This window comes from Oceanicola sp. D3 (assembly GCF_006351965.1).
Lineage (GTDB): Bacteria > Pseudomonadota > Alphaproteobacteria > Rhodobacterales > Rhodobacteraceae > Vannielia.
Map to the genome: position 1 here is coordinate 3,069,896 of NZ_CP040932.1, position 16,318 is coordinate 3,086,213.

18 protein-coding genes are annotated in these 16,318 nt (G+C 64.2%); 10 read left to right on the forward strand and 8 right to left on the reverse strand.

Annotation, left to right across the window (positions count from 1 at the left end; translation table 11 throughout):
- The first annotated feature begins 35 nt into the window (after nt 1–35).
- The 3 genes from FHY55_RS15385 to FHY55_RS15395 are packed head-to-tail and all read left to right on the forward strand — an operon-like array spanning nt 36 to nt 1,698.
- Nucleotides 36–527, forward strand: a complete 492-nt coding sequence (locus tag FHY55_RS15385) for an NUDIX hydrolase (protein WP_140015032.1) — start codon at nt 36–38, stop codon at nt 525–527.
- A 36-nt stretch (nt 528–563) separates the two neighbouring features.
- Nucleotides 564–1,016 carry a DUF1178 family protein gene (locus tag FHY55_RS15390; RefSeq protein ID WP_140015033.1) on the forward strand — a complete coding sequence of 151 codons (453 nt, stop codon included), beginning with the start codon at nt 564–566 and terminating at the stop codon, nt 1,014–1,016.
- Between the two features lies 1 nt (nt 1,017).
- Nucleotides 1,018–1,698 carry an SDR family NAD(P)-dependent oxidoreductase gene (locus FHY55_RS15395; RefSeq protein WP_140015034.1) on the forward strand — a complete coding sequence of 227 codons (681 nt, stop codon included), beginning with the start codon at nt 1,018–1,020 and terminating at the stop codon, nt 1,696–1,698.
- 62 nt (nt 1,699–1,760) lie between these two features.
- On the opposite strand, the gene FHY55_RS15400 is transcribed toward FHY55_RS15395, so the two are convergent.
- Complete coding sequence (locus tag FHY55_RS15400; RefSeq protein WP_140015035.1) at nt 1,761–2,681, reverse strand: DMT family transporter; 921 nt, start codon at nt 2,679–2,681, stop codon at nt 1,761–1,763.
- Between the two features lie 42 nt (nt 2,682–2,723).
- Nucleotides 2,724–3,350, reverse strand: a complete 627-nt coding sequence (locus FHY55_RS15405) for a LysE/ArgO family amino acid transporter (protein WP_140015036.1) — start codon at nt 3,348–3,350, stop codon at nt 2,724–2,726.
- Between the two features lie 77 nt (nt 3,351–3,427).
- On the opposite strand from FHY55_RS15405, the gene FHY55_RS15410 reads away from it, so the two are divergent.
- Nucleotides 3,428–4,303: a LysR family transcriptional regulator ArgP gene (locus tag FHY55_RS15410; protein WP_371706932.1), complete on the forward strand. Its 876-nt coding sequence runs from the start codon at nt 3,428–3,430 to the stop codon at nt 4,301–4,303.
- A 24-nt stretch (nt 4,304–4,327) separates the two neighbouring features.
- Here FHY55_RS15410 and FHY55_RS15415 read toward each other — a convergent pair whose 3' ends face one another.
- Entirely contained in the window at nt 4,328–6,106 is a 1,779-nt protein-coding gene (locus FHY55_RS15415; protein ID WP_140015038.1) for an SLC13 family permease, read from the reverse strand.
- 144 nt (nt 6,107–6,250) lie between these two features.
- Here FHY55_RS15415 and FHY55_RS15420 point away from each other — a divergent pair, with 144 nt between their 5' ends.
- From FHY55_RS15420 to FHY55_RS20670, 4 genes are all read left to right on the forward strand, one after another.
- Nucleotides 6,251–6,997, forward strand: coding sequence for a YebC/PmpR family DNA-binding transcriptional regulator (locus FHY55_RS15420; RefSeq protein WP_140015039.1), 747 nt, complete (start codon nt 6,251–6,253; stop codon nt 6,995–6,997).
- A 237-nt stretch (nt 6,998–7,234) separates the two neighbouring features.
- Entirely contained in the window at nt 7,235–9,118 is a 1,884-nt protein-coding gene (locus FHY55_RS15425) for a cation:proton antiporter (RefSeq protein WP_140015040.1), read from the forward strand.
- 143 nt (nt 9,119–9,261) lie between these two features.
- Nucleotides 9,262–9,516, forward strand: a complete 255-nt coding sequence (locus tag FHY55_RS20665; protein WP_210410493.1) for a glutathione S-transferase family protein — start codon at nt 9,262–9,264, stop codon at nt 9,514–9,516.
- 84 nt (nt 9,517–9,600) lie between these two features.
- Nucleotides 9,601–9,810, forward strand: a complete 210-nt coding sequence (locus FHY55_RS20670; RefSeq protein ID WP_210410494.1) for a glutathione binding-like protein — start codon at nt 9,601–9,603, stop codon at nt 9,808–9,810.
- Nucleotides 9,811–9,878: 68 nt separating this feature from the next.
- Here FHY55_RS20670 and FHY55_RS15435 read toward each other — a convergent pair whose 3' ends face one another.
- The 5 genes from FHY55_RS15435 to FHY55_RS15455 all read right to left on the reverse strand — a co-directional run bounded on the left by FHY55_RS15435 (nt 9,879) and on the right by FHY55_RS15455 (nt 14,982).
- Nucleotides 9,879–10,388 carry a CarD family transcriptional regulator gene (locus FHY55_RS15435; RefSeq protein WP_140015041.1) on the reverse strand — a complete coding sequence of 170 codons (510 nt, stop codon included), beginning with the start codon at nt 10,386–10,388 and terminating at the stop codon, nt 9,879–9,881.
- 248 nt (nt 10,389–10,636) lie between these two features.
- Nucleotides 10,637–10,972 (reverse strand): ferredoxin FdxA, encoded by a 336-nt coding sequence (gene fdxA, locus FHY55_RS15440; RefSeq protein ID WP_140015042.1) that lies wholly within the window; start codon nt 10,970–10,972, stop codon nt 10,637–10,639.
- Nucleotides 10,973–11,018: 46 nt separating this feature from the next.
- Nucleotides 11,019–11,405 (reverse strand): RNA-binding S4 domain-containing protein, encoded by a 387-nt coding sequence (locus FHY55_RS15445; RefSeq protein ID WP_140015043.1) that lies wholly within the window; start codon nt 11,403–11,405, stop codon nt 11,019–11,021.
- Entirely contained in the window at nt 11,402–14,314 is a 2,913-nt protein-coding gene (locus FHY55_RS15450) for a helicase-related protein (RefSeq protein ID WP_140015044.1), read from the reverse strand. The genes FHY55_RS15445 and FHY55_RS15450 overlap by 4 nt, the downstream gene beginning before the upstream one ends.
- Before the next feature lie 32 nt (nt 14,315–14,346).
- Nucleotides 14,347–14,982 carry a tetratricopeptide repeat protein gene (locus FHY55_RS15455; RefSeq protein ID WP_254695338.1) on the reverse strand — a complete coding sequence of 212 codons (636 nt, stop codon included), beginning with the start codon at nt 14,980–14,982 and terminating at the stop codon, nt 14,347–14,349.
- Between the two features lie 81 nt (nt 14,983–15,063).
- On the opposite strand from FHY55_RS15455, the gene FHY55_RS15460 reads away from it, so the two are divergent.
- Together FHY55_RS15460 and FHY55_RS15465 are read left to right on the forward strand one after the other, a co-directional pair.
- The gene (locus FHY55_RS15460) at nt 15,064–15,351 is read left to right on the forward strand and encodes an SCP2 sterol-binding domain-containing protein (protein ID WP_140015045.1); all 288 of its coding nucleotides are present in this window, start codon (nt 15,064–15,066) and stop codon (nt 15,349–15,351) included.
- A 3-nt stretch (nt 15,352–15,354) separates the two neighbouring features.
- The gene (locus FHY55_RS15465) at nt 15,355–16,302 is read left to right on the forward strand and encodes an alpha/beta fold hydrolase (RefSeq protein WP_254695339.1); all 948 of its coding nucleotides are present in this window, start codon (nt 15,355–15,357) and stop codon (nt 16,300–16,302) included.
- Nucleotides 16,303–16,318: the final 16 nt, after the last annotated feature.

Genomic DNA, 16,318 nt, shown 5'->3' on the forward strand with positions numbered 1-16,318 from the left:
AGGGTTGTGCCAAAGAGAGTGAAGTGACTCGTAAAATGAGCCAGATGAAACCAATCCACGTGCCCGTCCGCCTCGCAGGCCGGTCCAAGCGTGGCTTGCGCACCCAGTTCGCCGCGCTCTGCTTCCGGCAGGAAGCTGGCGAAACCGAGATTCTGCTGATCTCGTCGCGCACCCGCAAACGCTGGATCATTCCCAAGGGTTGGCCGATGGATGGGCTTTCAGGTGCTCAAGCAGCGGCGCAGGAAGCCTGGGAAGAAGCGGGCGCACTTGGCATGACCCTGCCTCATAGTCTTGGCGTTTACAGCTACTCCAAGCTTTCCGGCCCCCGCAAAGGCCTGCCCTGCCTTGTCGCCGTTTACCCGCTGCTCGTTACCCAACTGCGCCGCAACTACCCCGAGCGAAAGCAGCGCAAACGCAAGTGGTTTTCGCTGAAGAAGGCGGCTGCAAAGGTGACGGAGCCCGAGCTGAGAGCAATCCTCGAGCGGTTCGATCCGGCGCATCTGACTGATCTCCAGAAGATCCGCTAATTGAAACTTCACCACCCCGGGGCTAGATAAGCTGGCATGATAAAGTACAGCCTGCGATGCCGCGAAGGCCACAGCTTTGAAAGCTGGTTTGCCGGTGCCGAAGCCTATGACGCGCTCGCCCGCGCGGGCCATCTGTCTTGCGCGGTTTGCGGTGCTTCGGAGGTTGAAAAATCGGTCATGGCCCCCCGCCTTGGCTCCGGAGCAAGTGCACCAGAAGTCCGAGAACCCTCCGAGCCAAGCAACGAACGCCCGCTTGCTGCGCCCGCCACCCCGCAAGAAAAGGCCATCGCCGAGCTGCGCCGTAAGGTGGAGCGCGACAGCGAATATGTTGGCGGAGAGTTTGCTCGCGTCGCCCGGGCCATGCACGCGGGCGAGGAGCCGGGCCGCAGCATTCATGGCGAGGCCCGTCTGAAAGACGCGAAAGCCCTTATCGAAGATGGCGTGCCGGTGCTTCCCCTACCCTTCGCGTCACCACGCAAGACCAACTGACATGGCCAGTACCGCCGCGCCCGTTGCCGCGCTCGTCACCGGCGCCAGCCGTGGCATCGGCCTTGCGCTGGCCCAGCGCCTCACCGCTCAGGGCCCCGTCATCGGCACCTGCCGCAGGGCGCCGCCCGCCGCTGAAGGTATCCGTTGGGCCGAGGCGGAGATGACCAGCCCAGCCTCGATCGCCGCTCTTGCCGATCAGCTGGAGGGCGCCCCGCTGGAGCGCCTCATCTGCAACGCGGGCATCTACCCCGATAAGGGCCAGAGCCTTGAGGGCGGCTATCCGCCTGAGATGTGGGCCGATAGCTTTGCCGTTAACGTGACCGCGGCCTTTCTCACCGTTCAGGCATTGCTACCCAACCTGCGGGCAGCTCAGGCTCCAAGGATTGCGCTGATCTCGTCGCAAATGGCCTCGCATACCCGCGCACCCGGCGGCAGCTACATCTACCGCGCCTCCAAAGCCGCCGTGCTCAACCTCGGTCGCAACCTCGCCACCGACCTCCGCGGCGATGGCATCGCAGTGGGCATCTATCACCCCGGATGGGTGCGCACAGATATGGGCGGCAGTGCAGCCGAGATATCGGTCGACGAGGCCGCAAATGGGCTTGCCGCGCGTGTGGAAGAGCTTTCCTTGGCCACCACCGGCGCGTTTCTCACATGGGATCGGCGCGAACACGCCTTCTAGCGCGCCACGCGGAACGCACTATCTCAGCCGCCTGACGCGCATCCTGCGGGCGCGCGTCTTGACTAAAACTTGGTTTCCCCGGCCTGCGGTGTCACCTGCCTGCGGTTCACCATCGCCTCCCGCCATGTGATGAAGCTGACGGCCGCAATGATCACCGTGCCGCCGATGATGACCCAGCTGTCTAGCCCCTCATCGAACATGAAGTAGCCCAGCGCCACCGCCCAGATCAGCTGCAAGAACGTCACCGGCTGCGTCACCGTCACCGGCGCGCATTTGAAGGCAAGCCCCATGCTGTAATGCGCGCCCGTTGCAAAGGCCGCTGTCAGGAACAGAATGCCAAGGTCATACCAGCTCACCGGCACCCAGACGGCCCAAGCAAAAGGGGTAAGCCCGATCGAAACCGCAATCGAAAGCATCGCCACCAGCGTTGCCGCGCTCAGACGGCCCGAGAGTTGCTTGGCCACGAGGTAGCTGCCCGCGAGGCAGAAGGCCGCCAGCACCATTGCCCAGTGCCCGCCCTGCAACTCGCGAAAGCCGGGCCGCAGGATGATAAGCGCGCCCAGCATGGCCACCCCAACGGCCATGATCCGCCGCAGCGCCATCCGCTCGCCAAGGAACAGGACCGCGCCCAGCGTCACATAAACAGGCGACATGTAGTTAAGCGCCGTAACCTCGGCGATGGTGATCGTGCTCATCCCGTAAAACCAAAGCATCACCCCCACCGTGTGGGCCGCGCCGCGCAGCGTGAACACGCGGATCTCCGGCCAACACAGCTTGTCCGCCCGGATCGCCGGGATCATCGGCAGAATGAAGATGAGCCCCAGCGTATAACGCAAAAAAGCCGCCTGAGGCGCCGGAACGCGCCCGTCCGTCAGCTTCACCGAGGCGGTGACTGCGACGAAGAGAACGCCTGTGACAACCATCCAGAGCACACCCGCAACAGGGCGGCTCGGGGCTGCATCCGAAGGGGAGGTCGTTGTCATGTAAACTATGTGCGCGAGTCACACGACAAGGTCAACCGGCGATCATGCGCCCAGGATGAGCCCCGCCGCGATGGCCCACATCACCGCCCCGATCAACACGTCGAGCACCCGCCATGCAGCGGGGCGGGCAAAAAGCGGGGCCAGCAACCGGGCGCCATAGGCCAGCGAGAAGAAAAAGGTAAAAGAGGCGATGACCGCGCCAACCCCGAAGGCCAGCTCATGCGGTGCATAGCGGGTCGAGATCGAGCCGGTCAGCGCCACCGTGTCGAGATAGACATGCGGGTTGAAGAAGGTCAGCGCAGCACAGGTGGCGAGCGTCTTCCAGCGTGAAACTGCGCTGCCAGCGCCGTTTCCGCTTGCCGCTCCGGTCGCCTCAAGTGCCTCCCCGCCCCGCCATGCGGCAAGGAAGCTGCGCGCGCCATAGGCCAGCAGAAAAACCACGCCCCCCCAGCGAAACCACGGCAATAGCGCGGGCATCACATCCGCCAGCGTGGCGAAACCGGCAACGCCGATGGCAATCAGAGTCGCGTCCGACAACGCACACAGCAGCGCGACCTCCAGCACGAAGGCCCGCCGAAGCCCCTGTCGCAATACAAAGGCGTTCTGGGCCCCAATCGCCACGATCAGGCTGAGCCCCAATGAAAACCCCGCAATTGCCGCATCCCACATCGCCGTCTCTCCTTTCGGCCCCGCATATCCGGCAACGCAGGTTAAGCCTAGTGAAAGATGTGAAGCCTGATTAAGCTATGCTTATGTTCACAGATCCGGCTCTCCTCGCCCTTCATGCCGTCCTGCGCACCGGCTCCTTCGAGGCAGCCGCAGCAGCGCTCAACGTGTCCCCGCCCGCCGTCTCCCAGCGCATCCGAAAGCTGGAGGAGAAGATGGGCACCCCGCTCGTCCGCCGCACCACGCCCTGCGAAGCCACAGAAACCGGCGCCCGCCTCTACCGCCACGCCGAGGAAATGGGGCTGCTCTCCCGGGCGCTCGCCGCCGACCTCGGCCAACCCGCCGCGCCCGCCACCCTTCGCCTTGCGGTGAATGCCGACAGCCTTGCCACATGGTTCATCGAGGCCATGGCGGGTGTGGAGGGCATCAGCTTTGATCTGGTCATAGACGATGAAGACCACTCCGCCGACTGGCTCCGCCGGGGCGAGGTGCTTGCCGCGATTTCTGCTCAGCCCGGCCCGGTACAGGGCTGCGACGTGCACCCTCTCGGTGTTCTTCGCTACCATGCCACCTGCAACGCGGCCTTCGCCGCACGGTACTTTCCCGATGGCCCTACCCCCGAGGCGCTTTCTCGCGCGCCCTGCCTCACCTTCTCAATCAAAGATAGGCTGCAAATTCAGTGGATGGAGGCCGCCACCGGCACAACGCCTGCCCCGCCGCTGCATATCATGCCCGCCACCACAGCCTTTATCGACGCTGCCCGCTCAGGCCTCGGCTGGGGTATGAACCCCGCGCCCATCGCCGCGCCACACCTTGCATCCGGGGCACTCCGCGAACTCAAGCCCGGCCTCACCATTGACCGGCCACTCTTTTGGCTTGTCTCCCGCCTCGCCGCCCCCGCGCTGACCGATCTGACGGCCCGGGTCAAACGCGCCGCCGCGCGCCATCTTGCCTAGGATGAGAGGGGCCCACCGCGCGCCTCACAACGGCCAGAACACCAAGATAAGCGGGATCGACACGGCCACGACCAATATCTCCAGCGGCAGGCCCATCCGCCAGTAATCGCCAAAACTGTAGCCGCCCGGCCCGAGGATCAGCGTGTTGTTCTTGTGCCCGATGGGGGTGAGAAACGCGGAAGACGCGGCAACGGCCACCGCCATCAGGAACGGGTCTGCCGAGACCCCCAGCGAATTCGCCATCTGGATGCCGATGGGCGCGGCAACGATTGCCGTGGCCGTGTTGTTGAGCACATCCGAGAGTGTCATCGTCACCACCATCAGCACCGTGAGAATGGCCCATGCCGGCCACCCTTCCGTGAGCCCCACCAGCGCGCCTGCGATCATTTGCGTGCCGCCCGAAGCCTCCAGCGCCGCGCCGAGCGGGATCATCGAGCCGAGCAGCACCACGACGGGCCACTCGATGTGAGTGTATAGCTCGCTCAGGGACAGGATCTTCGTCAGCACATAGCCCACGACGACAAGCCCAAGCGCGACGGGAAGATAGACAAGCCCAAAGGAGGCCGCAGCCACCGCGGCCGCAAACATGCCGATGGCGAGCCAGGTCTTGCTGTCTTGCGTCACCGCCAGCCCCCGGTCTGCCAGTGGCAGCGCGCCGATCCAAGCGGTCACCTCCGTCGCCCGGTCATTTGGCACCAGCAGCAGCAAAATATCGCCCGGCTTGACCTCCTCCTTGCGCACCTGACTGGTGATCCGCTTGCCCTGCCGGGAGATCCCCATGAGGATCGTGCGCTGACGCCAGCTCAGCCCGATACCATGGGCCGACCGACCGGCAATTCGCGCATCCGCCGGCACCACCACCTCGATCAACCCGAGCCCTTCGCCCGCGTCCTCGAGCAGCTCACGGCGCTTTTCATCAGAGAAAACAAGCCCATGCGAGGCGCGGAACTCGTCGAGCGCATCCGGCACCGCCTCCAGCACCAGCGCATCTTCGGCCTCCACCTTGGTGAGCCGCTGCGCCCCATAAAGCCGCTTGCCACCGCGCACGAGGCCCAGAATGGCAACATCGGCCTTCAGCGCGGCCTCTTCGATCTCGCGAACACGGAGGCCAACGAACTTAGAGCCTTCGGGCACGGTCAGCTCGGCGATGTAGTTCTTCATCTCACCGACCTGCACAGCGCCCGCCCCGTCGCCCGTGCCGGGGATCAGCCGCCAGCCGCCAAGTGCCACAAAGGCAAGGCCCGCAATGGCGGTGAGCGCACCCACCGGGGCAAAGTCAAACATCCGGAACGGCTCGCCCAGGGCATCGCCCCGCACGGCGGCGATGATGATGTTGGGCGGTGTTCCGATGAGCGTGGCCATGCCCCCCAGAATGGTGGCAAAACTCAGGGGCATCAGGGTGAGCCCCGGCACGCGCCCGGCTTTGCGCGCGGTCTGGATATCCACCGGCATCAGCAGCGCCAGCGCGGCCACGTTGTTCATGAAGGCGCTTAGCAACCCGCCCACCCCGCCCATCAAGGCGATGTGGCCGCCAAGCCCCCGGGTCGAGCTGACAAGCGTGCGGGTGATCAGAAGCACAGCCCCCGAGTTCACCAACCCCGCCGAGACGACAAGCACCAGCGCCACCACGATGGTCGCCGGGTGGCCAAAGCCCTCAAAGGCCCGGTCCGAGGGCACCACACCAAGGACAACCCCGGTGAGCAGCGCCGCGAAAGCCACAAGGTCATATCGGAAGCGCCCCCACAGCAGCAGCCCGAAGACCGCCCCGAAGAGCGCGAAGAGTGTAATCTGTTCGCCTGTCACCGCTGACCGTCCCCGCTCGCCTTTACCCGCCGATCATGGCCTTCCCGCCGCCAGAAGGAAAGCCGCCACGCACCTTGCCCCCGGCCCCTGCTCTGCCCTATATACCCCGCCAGATCAGGCACACAGCATCAAACGGAGGCCCCCATGGCCGGCCATTCCAAATGGGCGAACATTCAGCACCGCAAAGGTCGGCAAGACGCCGCCCGCTCCAAGCTCTTTTCCAAGCTCGCCAAGGAAATCACCGTGGCGGCCAAGATGGGCGATCCCGACCCCGACAATAACCCACGCCTCCGCCTCGCGGTGAAAGAGGCCAAATCGCAATCCGTGCCCAAGGATGTGATCCAGCGCGCGATCGACAAGAGCCAGGCGGCGGGCGGCGATGACTACAAGGAAATCCGCTACGAGGGCTATGGCCCCGGCGGCGTGGCGGTGATCGTTGAAGCGATGACCGATAACCTCAACCGCACCGCCTCCACAGTGCGCAGCACCTTCGGCAAGCACGGCGGCAACCTTGGCGAGACCGGCTCGGTCGGCTTCATGTTCGAGCGCAAGGGGCAAGTCACCTACCCGGCCGCTGTGGGCGATGAAGACACCGTGATGATGGCCGCCATCGAGGCCGGCGCGGAAGATGCCGAGAGCTCCGAAGAGGGCCACGTGATCTGGTGCGCCGATACCGACCTCAACGAGGTCAGCACTGCGCTGGAAGCCGAACTGGGCGAAAGCGAAACCGCCAAGCTGGTCTGGCGCCCCACCACCACCACCGAGCTGGACCTTGAAGGTATGCAAAAGCTGATGCGCCTGATCGAAGTGCTGGAGGATGATGACGACGTGCAGCGCGTCACCGCCAACTTCGAGGTGTCCGACGAGGTGATGGAGCAGCTCTCCGCCTGAGCTCGCGCGCAAAAAACGGCAACGCTAAAAACACGAAAAATAGGCCGTGCCCCACTCCGGGGCGCGGCCTTTTTCGTTCCACCTGCCTGCATCAGACTGGGCCATGTTTGCCATCGCGCGCCCTAAAGCGAGTCCAAGCCTTCGACCGAATGATTTATCGTCGCAATCAGCCTGCGTGGGCATTCCTTTTTTCGGGTGTCCTGCTAGGTGTGAGGAGGCAAGACGGACGGGCGGCAGATGGAAGGTTTTCTCTATCAGGCAGTGATCTATCTCAGCGCGGCTGTGGTCGCGGTGCCCATATCGGCACGGCTGGGTCTCGGCTCGGTGTTGGGCTACCTGCTATCGGGCATCGTGATCGGGCCGATCCTCGGCCTTGTCGGATCCGAAACGCAGGAATTGCAGCACTTTGCAGAGTTTGGCGTCGTCGTGATGCTCTTCCTGATCGGCCTCGAACTTGAGCCAAAGGCCCTGTGGAACATGCGGCACCGGCTGCTTGGGCTTGGTGGCCTGCAGGTAGTTGGCACCTCGCTGGTCATCGCAGGCTGCGGCATGGCGCTGGGGCTCTCCTGGAGCCTGGCGCTGGCCGTAGGCATGACCTTTGCGCTCTCCTCCACCGCCATCGTGCTGCAGACCCTCAGCGAAAAAGGCCTGATGCAATCACCCGGCGGGCGGTCGATCATCTCGGTGCTGCTGACGCAGGATATCGCCGTCATCCCGATTCTCGCGGTTTTGCCGCTGCTCCCGGTGGCAATGGTGCCCCAACTTGACGGCAGCGGAGCCATCCAGCGCGCCGAGGAAGCAGGGCACGGCGCCGAACACTCGCTTTCGCTGGTGGAGGGGCTGCCGGGCTGGGGCGTGGCGCTGGTGACGCTGGGCGCGGTGCTGGCAGTGATCCTTGCGGGCATCTTCCTGACCCGTCCCCTGTTTCGCTTCATCCACATGGCCAAGCTGCGCGAGCTCTACACCGCCACCGCCTTGCTGATGGTCGTGATGATTGCCTTCCTGATGAACCTCGTCGGTCTCTCTCCGGCGCTCGGCACCTTCCTCGGCGGCGTGATGCTGGCCAACTCGGAGTTCCGCCACCAGATCGAGGCCGACCTGAACCCGTTCAAGGGCCTCCTCCTCGGGCTGTTCTTCATCACCGTTGGCGCGGGGATCAACTTCGCCGTGCTGTGGAGCAACATCTTCACCATCATCGGGCTGACGCTTGGCGTGATGTTGGTGAAAGGGCTGATCCTCTTTGCGCTGGGGTGGATATTTGGCCTGCGAACCAAGGGGCAATGGCTGTTTACGCTGGGGCTGGCGCAGGCCGGTGAATTCGGTTTTGTGCTGGTTGGCTTCATGACCGGGCAGCGGATGCTGGATCCGGTGCTGGCGCAGATCCTGCTGCTGGTGGTGGCCATGACCATGCTGCTGACGCCGCTTTTCTTCATCCTCTACGAGAAGCTCTCGGAGCGGATGGCGGACGAGAGCGAGGCCCCGGAGCCCGACGAAATGGACGAAAACGCGCCCGTCATCATCGCCGGGCTGGGCCGCTTCGGGCAGGTCGTGAGCCGGATGGTGAGCGCCGCTGGCGTGCAGACGACCGTGCTTGACCACAACCTTGAAACCATCAACCTGCTGCGGCGCTTCGGCTTCAAAGGCTTCTTTGGCGATCCCACCCGCCCCGAGCTTTTGCACGCAGCTGGCATTCACCACGCACAGGTGCTCGTGGTTGCGCTCGACAACCCCAAAACGGCGGTGCAACTGGTGCGCTATGCCCGCGAAGCGCGGCCCGATATCCACATCGTCGCCCGCGCCCACGACCGCTTGCACGTGTACGAGCTCTACAAAGCCGGGGCCAATGACATCGTCCGCGAGCTCTTCGACTCCAGCCTGAGGGCCGGACGGTATGTGTTGGAGAACATGGAATTTTCCGAGTTCGAAGCGAGCGAGGTCGAGAAGAGCTTTTACAAGCACGACAGGCACACGCTGCGCGAGCTTGCAGAGCTTTGGCAACCCGAGGTGCCGCTCACCCAGAACGAGGCCTATGTACGGCGCGCACGCGACCTGAACTCGGATCTGGAGGCCGCGCTGGTGCGGGAAATTCAGGAGGAGCGGGCGCGGGAAGACGAGGATTGAGCCGTGCTCTTGCTTGGCGAACGATAGGTTGATATCCACCCACGTACTAGGCAGGAGGGGTTTCTTATAGCCGCAATCACCCTCCACACCTTCGACTAGGTGCCGGACCTGCCACGCGGCTTCGTTCGAGACCTGCGCCTGCGATGGGCGCTGGAAGATACCGGGTCGCCACCACTCCCTTCAGGGACCGGCCGGACAGCCACAGCACCCATCAGCCTTTCTCGCAGGTGCCGTGGATCACACAAGGCAACCTCTCGATGTTTGAAAGCGGAGCCATACTTCTGCATATCGCGGGCCAGAGCCCGAAGCTGATGCCCGAACGTACGGAGGCCCAGGCCCAGGTGACCCAGTGGCTCTTCGCGGCACTCAACTCGGTAGAGGCGGCGAGCTTGCCGTAGACGCTACTGCAATTCTCCGGAGACCAGACGAGAACCCCCGGCACCGAGGCGCTGAATGGCTTCTTGGCGGCCCGACTGGCCCACATGGAGCGTTATCTAGACCAACGGGAATGGCTAACAGGGGCGTTCTCGGTGGCCGACATCTGCATGGCGGACGTGCTGCGGCTGGTAGCCAGATTCGACGGCCTGGAGGGCCACCCGGCCCTGCAGGCCTATGTACATCGCGCCACGGTGCGGCCCACTTTTCGTAAGGCCCATGCGGGTCAGATGGCACTTTTCGCCGCAGCGGATTGAGCAGCCCTGACAACGAAAAAAGCCGCGCCCGGTAGGCGCGGCCTCAAATTCATCACGGGAAGTATCCGTCAGGCAGCAGCGCGGCTCACAAGCACGTCGTCGATCTGCTTCTGGGCACCGGCCTCGTCGCTGCCGGCAACGGCGGCGATTTCGCGGGTCAGACGCTCGAGTGCAGCTTCGTAGAGCTGGCGCTCGGAGTAGGACTGTTCACGCTGATCATCGGTGCGGTGCAGGTCGCGCACCACTTCGGCGATGGCGATCAGGTCACCGGAGTTGATCTTTTGCTCATACTCCTGCGCCCGGCGCGACCACATGGCCCGCTTCACCTTGGCTTTGCCCTTAAGGGTCTTCATCGCCAGGCTGACGGTGTCAGGCGTGGAGAGCGAGCGCATGCCGACCTCGGTCGCCTTGTGCGTGGGCACGCGCAGGGTCATCTTGTCTTTCTCGAAGGAGATCACGAAGAGCTCCAGCTCGAAGCCCGCGACCTCCTGCTTCTCGATCGAGACGATCTTGCCCACGCCGTGGGCCGGGTACACAACGAAATCGTTGGGGCGAAACTCGGATTTCTTCTTTGTCATTCAAGGCCTTCCTTAGCCGATCCCTTGGAGCCGAAAAGACCCTTTCCCGGCGGACATGCCCCCGGGAGCGGGTCTTGTTTGCGCTTTGATTTCCCCCGGGTAGGCCGAGCAGCGCAGCGTCGGGAGCCTCAGGATTTACGTTCCATCATCAAGGAATGTATCACAAAAATGACGATTCTCAAAGCGCATCGCGAGCGCAGAGCCGCGACGTTTTTACCGAATGGTCAAATCGGCAGAGCAGCGCCGGTTCAGCCGCCCTCGCCCGCGGCTTCCGAGAAGAGCTCCATCTTGCCCGGTTTGCCATCCATCTCATCGGCTTCGGGCAGCGGGTCTTTCTTGGTCACGATGACCGGCCACATCTCGGAGTATTTGCGGTTAAACTCGACCCACTTCTCCATCTCCGGCTCGGTATCTGGCCGGATCGCGTCTGCCGGGCATTCAGGCTCGCAAACGCCACAGTCGATACATTCATCGGGGTGGATCACCAGCATGTTCTCACCCTCGTAGAAGCAATCCACAGGGCAAACTTCGACGCAGTCGGTGTATTTGCAGGCGATGCAGTTGTCGTTGACGATATAGGTCATGCGGGCCTCGGAAGTGTTCGGGGCAGAGGTATTTCAAACCATCCCGTCATTCAAGCGACTTGCCTCGCATTCGGAGCGCGGTGCGTCGATCTCGCTGCGTGGGGCGAACGCCAGTCTGCGGCTGTGACGGATCGTGGTACGGGCGTTCTGGTGGGGCAAGGTCTTCGTAGAGCTCTTGCGCCTCGGACGCGGGCCCACGGCGGGTGCCGAGAGCCACGATGCGAATAACACGGATATGCGTATCCTTCGGAAAGGTCAGCGTATCCCCCGGAGAAACCATGCGGGACGGTTTGGAGATGGGCGTGCCATCCACCCGCAGCTTGCCGTCACTCACGATCTTTGCAGCGAGGCTGCGGGTCTTGAAGAAGCGGGCATGGAACAGCCACTTGTCGATGCGCAACGTGGGGCGCGGGCTGTCCCCGGCCGCGCTCACTCTTTCTTGAGGCCCATCAACGCTTGCGCGAAGGGGTTATCGGGGTCGATCTGCTTTTCCTTGCGCGGTGGGCGAGACTGGAAGTTTTTCGGCCCGTCGTCGCGGCGGGGGCCGCCTTTGCCCTTCGGGCCACCCTTGCCGCGTGGCTTGCCCTTGCCCTGCCCCTTCGGGCGGTTGCCTTGCTGGTCATTGCGACGACCGCCGCGATTGCCGCCCCACGTGAAGGTGTAGAACACCTCCATCTCAGGGCCTGCGATTTCGGCGTCGGGCGCGGTGCCCGGCGCGAGCTCTTCGGCAGGCGTTTCGGCCACGGGCTCTTCGGGTGCGGGCTCGGCGGGGGTTTCGGCCACGGGAGCCACGCCCTCATCGGGCAAAGCCTCGGCTTCGGGCGAGATGTCATCTGCCGGGGTCTCGGGCGTGGGTTGCTCGATAATGCCGCCCTCGGGCTGCGTCTCGGCGGCGTCCATCACCGGGGTATCACCCTCGGGCGCGGTGCCTTCCGCCTCTGGCACGACGGCATCCACCGGCTTCACCTTGGCGCGCTCGCCCTTCTCGGCCTTGTAACCCAGCCCGCCCATGAGGTCAGCGAATTGCTCCAGCGTCATGCCGGTGATCGAGAGCATATCGGCGTTCGCCTCGAAGCCCGCGCGGCTATCCTGGCTGCGGAGTTGGTCGGCAAGGCGCTCCAGCATGTCGATCCGGATCGCGCGGGCCCCGGCGGGGCGGTAGCCCGACATCGCGGCATAGCCCTCGGCCAGCCCTTCGGGGCGCGGAATGGTCACAAGGCCCGGCGGAGGGCTTTCGGGAAACTCCTGAAGCCCCTCGTGGAGCGACCACAGCACCAGCCGCAACCGGGTGGGCGCAGGCTTGAGCAGCAACGGCATGAAAATGGTGAACTGGCCGAAGCGGACGCCATGCTTGCGCAGCGCGCCGCGCGCCTCCTGATCGAGAGCCTTCACATCTTGAGCCACCTGATCGCGCGGGATGACGCCCAGCGCCTCGATGAGCTGGAAGCCGAAGCCGCGCGCAAGGCCGGTGAGCGCTTCATCGCCCTTTACCGCCAGCAGAGGCTCGAACAGCGCGGCGATCTTGCGGTCGATGAAATGCTGGAGGCGGCGCGTGACCTTTTCGGCCACATCGGCCCCGGCCTCGTCATCGACAAAGGCCTGAACCTGCGGCTTGAGCGCTTCGGGGCCCTTCACCAGCTTGCCCACGGCATGCTCGCCCCACATCAGCCCGCCCTGCTCGGTATAGTCGAGCTCGGTATCGGGGGCGTTGTAGAAGCGGTCAGACAAAAGAGAGAACTGCGGGCCAAGCGCCGCAACAGCGGCAGCGCGAAGGGTTTTGGCCTCACCTGCATCGGCGGTGTCTGCCTGCCGGAAGCGGAACCCCTCAAGGCGCCCCACCGTGTGGCCTTCGATCACCACTTCACCTTTGTCGTTCACATCAGCCACGAGGCTCTCCTTCTGTTTCAACCGCCGCAGCAACACAGATGTGCGCCGGTCGACAAATCTTTGGGTCAGCGCCCCGTGAAGGGCATCCGACAGGCGGTCTTCTACCGCGCGGGTTGCCTCGCGCCAATGGGATTCGTCGTCAAGCCAGCCCTTGCGTTGCGCGACATATGTCCATGTGCGGATATACGCCAGTCGCTTGGACAACGTATCAATGCCGCCATCGGTTCGGTCCTGCCGTTTGACCTGGCGCGCGAACCAGTCGTCGGGGATGCGGCCAAACTCGTGCAGGTCGGCGAAAATCTTGGTCAGCAAGCTGGTGTGCTCGGCGTGAGAGATGCCGCGAAAATCGGGAATGCGGCAGACATCCCAGAGCAGCTTGGTGTCGGCGCGGGACGTGGTCCGGGCTGCCAGCTCGGGCGCGGCGGCAAGGGCCTTGAGCGCGCCGAGGTCGTCTGCCTCGCGGGCGCGGGTGAGTAGCGTGTTGTCGGGCCGGGCTTCAAGCGAAGCGATGAGATGGGCGGGGCTGCGGTAGTCCAGCTCGGGGTTGCGCCATTCCAGCCGGCGGACCGGCTCGAAACGGTGCTCGGTGACGGCCTCCACCACCTCTTCCGAGAGCGGCGAGGCCTCACCCGTTACGCCGAAAGACCCGTCGCGCTGATAGCGCCCGGCCCGGCCCGCGATCTGGCCGATCTCCTGCGCGGTGAGCGGGCGCATCCGCCGCCCGTCGAATTTGGAGGTGGCCGAAAAGGCAACGTGGTGCAGGTCGAGGTTGAGGCCCATGCCGATGGCGTCGGTGGCCACGAGGTAATCGACATCGCCATTCTGGTAGAGCGCCACCTGCGCATTGCGAGTGCGCGGGCTCAGCGCGCCCATCACCACCGCGCAGCCGCCCTTCTGGCGGCGGATCAGCTCGGCGATGGCATATACATTTTCAACCGAGAACCCGACGATGGCGGAGCGTGCGGGCATTCGGCTTATCTTTTTCGAACCTGCGTAGGTGAGGTGCGAAAACCGCTCACGCTTTACAAACTGGGCACGGGGCACCAGCTGCGCGATGGCGGGGCGCATGGTTTCTGCCCCGAGAAACATGGTTTCGTGCCGCCCGCGCGCGTTCATCAACCGGTCGGTGAACACATGCCCGCGCTCCGGGTCGGCACAAAGCTGAATCTCGTCGATGGCGAGAAAATCATGCTCCCCGGTCAGCGGCATCGCCTCCACGGTGCAAACCCAGTAGCGTGCGCGGGGCGGCACGATGCGCTCTTCTCCGGTCACCAGCGCCACCGCATTCGGCCCGCGCAGCCCAACGATCCGGTCATAGACCTCGCGCGCCAGAAGCCGAAGCGGCAAGCCGATCACGCCAGAGGGATAGGCCAGCATCCGCTCGATGGCGAAATGCGTCTTGCCGGTGTTGGTGGGCCCCAGAAGGGCCGTGATGCGCGCAGGTTCGACGCCCATGGGGCCTCTCCGATAAGAGCGTTAGGAGGTCGTCAGATGCGCTTGCCCATCACGGTGAATTCAAGCCGCTCGACGGCCTCCTTCACATTGGGGCGATGCGGGTGAATTTCCAGAACTTTCTGATAGGCGGTCAGCGCCCGAGCCTCTTCGCCCATCTGTTCCATGATCACGGCAAGCCCGGTGAGCGCCGCAAAATGGCGCGGGTTCAGATCCAGCGTGCGGCGAATGTCCTCAAGCGCGAGGCCATACATTTCGAGCTGAAAGAAAGCCGTGGCGCGGGCGTTGAAGCCCTCGGCAAACTCCGGCGCATGATCCGTTAGCGCGGTGAGATGTTCGATGGCAAGATCGTACTCTTGCCGCTCAAGCGCCTCGCGGCCTTGCTTTAGCAAAAGATCCATTGGCGCAGAGCCGGAGCGCGACCATTCGATCCAGATCGCATCCTCGATGCGCTGCCAGCCCATCTGCTCTGGCTGGGCCAGTTCGGCAAACAGTTGATCAAGCGACGCACGGCCACCTTCCTCCTCGGGCATAGGCGCAGCAACATCTGCCGAAGGCGTTGGCATTTCGGGCGGCGCACCGGGCACATCCTCGTCTTGCGCGGCGAGGGGTGCGGCAAATGCCAGCAGCACGGCAAATGCCGTGACGTGAAAGTTGAGGGGTCTGGCCATAACTCGCATATCTGTGCATGAGTTTAGCGCAAGCGGCGGGGGAGCCAAGCCCCCGTACGGTCACATTGGAAGGAGATTGGCATGAGTTCTGTAGTAGAGAGCGCTGTAACAGCCCTGAACGAAAAGCTGGATGGCGGTTTTGACGGCACGGCAAAGTTCGTGATCGAAGATGAAGGCGCGATCATGGTCGACAGCGACGGTGCCCGCGCAGGCGACGAAGAGGCCGAGGTGACGATGAGCGCCGATGCCGAAACCTTCGAGGCGATTCTCTCCGGCGATCTCAACCCCACCGCTGCCTTCATGGGCGGACGCCTGAAGGTGGATGGTGATATGGGCATGGCCATGAAACTCGGCGGCGCGCTGAGCTGAGGCGTGCAGGACGCACCGCTTTATGATGAGGCGGACGGCCCCGAGGGGGGCCGCGCCTACTGGCTGACCTGCGCCGACGGGGTGCGGGTGCGCATGGCGTGGTGGCCGGCGAGCGAGGCGGAGGGCCCCGCCAAAGGCACCGTGCTCTTCTTCCCCGGTCGCACCGAATACGTTGAAAAATATGGCCGCGCGGCGCATGAATATGTGGCCGCGGGCTTGAACATGGCAGCGATGGACTGGCGCGGCCAAGGCTTGGCCGATCGTGCCCTGCCCGACCCGGCAACCGGCCATGTCAACGAGTTTGACGACTATCAACTCGACGTCGATGCGATGGTGGCGGCGGTGCGCGAGCTGGAAGCCGCCCCCCTGCCCCACGTGCTCATCGGCCACTCCATGGGCGGCTGCATCGGGCTTCGCGCCGCGCATCGGCTGGAGCTGAAGGCTGCGGCATTCTCGGCCCCGATGTGGGGCATCCGGTTTCATCCGGTGGTGCGGCCCGCGGCCTGGGTGCTCTCAACCCTGTCGCGCCCCCTCGGCATGGGCGGCAGGTTTGCCCCCGGCACCGTGCCCGAAACCTATGCGCTCACCGCTGAATTCGAAAATAACATGCTCACCCGTGACGAAGAGATGTGGCTCTACATGCGCGCCCAACTCACCGCCCACCCCGAGCTGGCCTTGGGCGGGCCGAGCCTGCATTGGCTGAACCGGGCATTGGTGGAAATGCGCGGGCTGATGCGCATGCCCGCCCCCGACCTGCCCTGCCTGACCTATCTGGGCGGCAATGAGCGGATCGTAGACCCGGCAGCGGTGCGCAAACGCATGGATAGCTGGCCCGGAGCGGAGCTCGTGGTGCCTGAGGGCGCGGAGCATGAGATCCTGATGGAAACGCCCGAGGTGCGGGCCGATTTCTTTGCCCGGACAATCGCGTTTTTCAACGCGCATAGCGGTTGAAATTCACGGCACACAG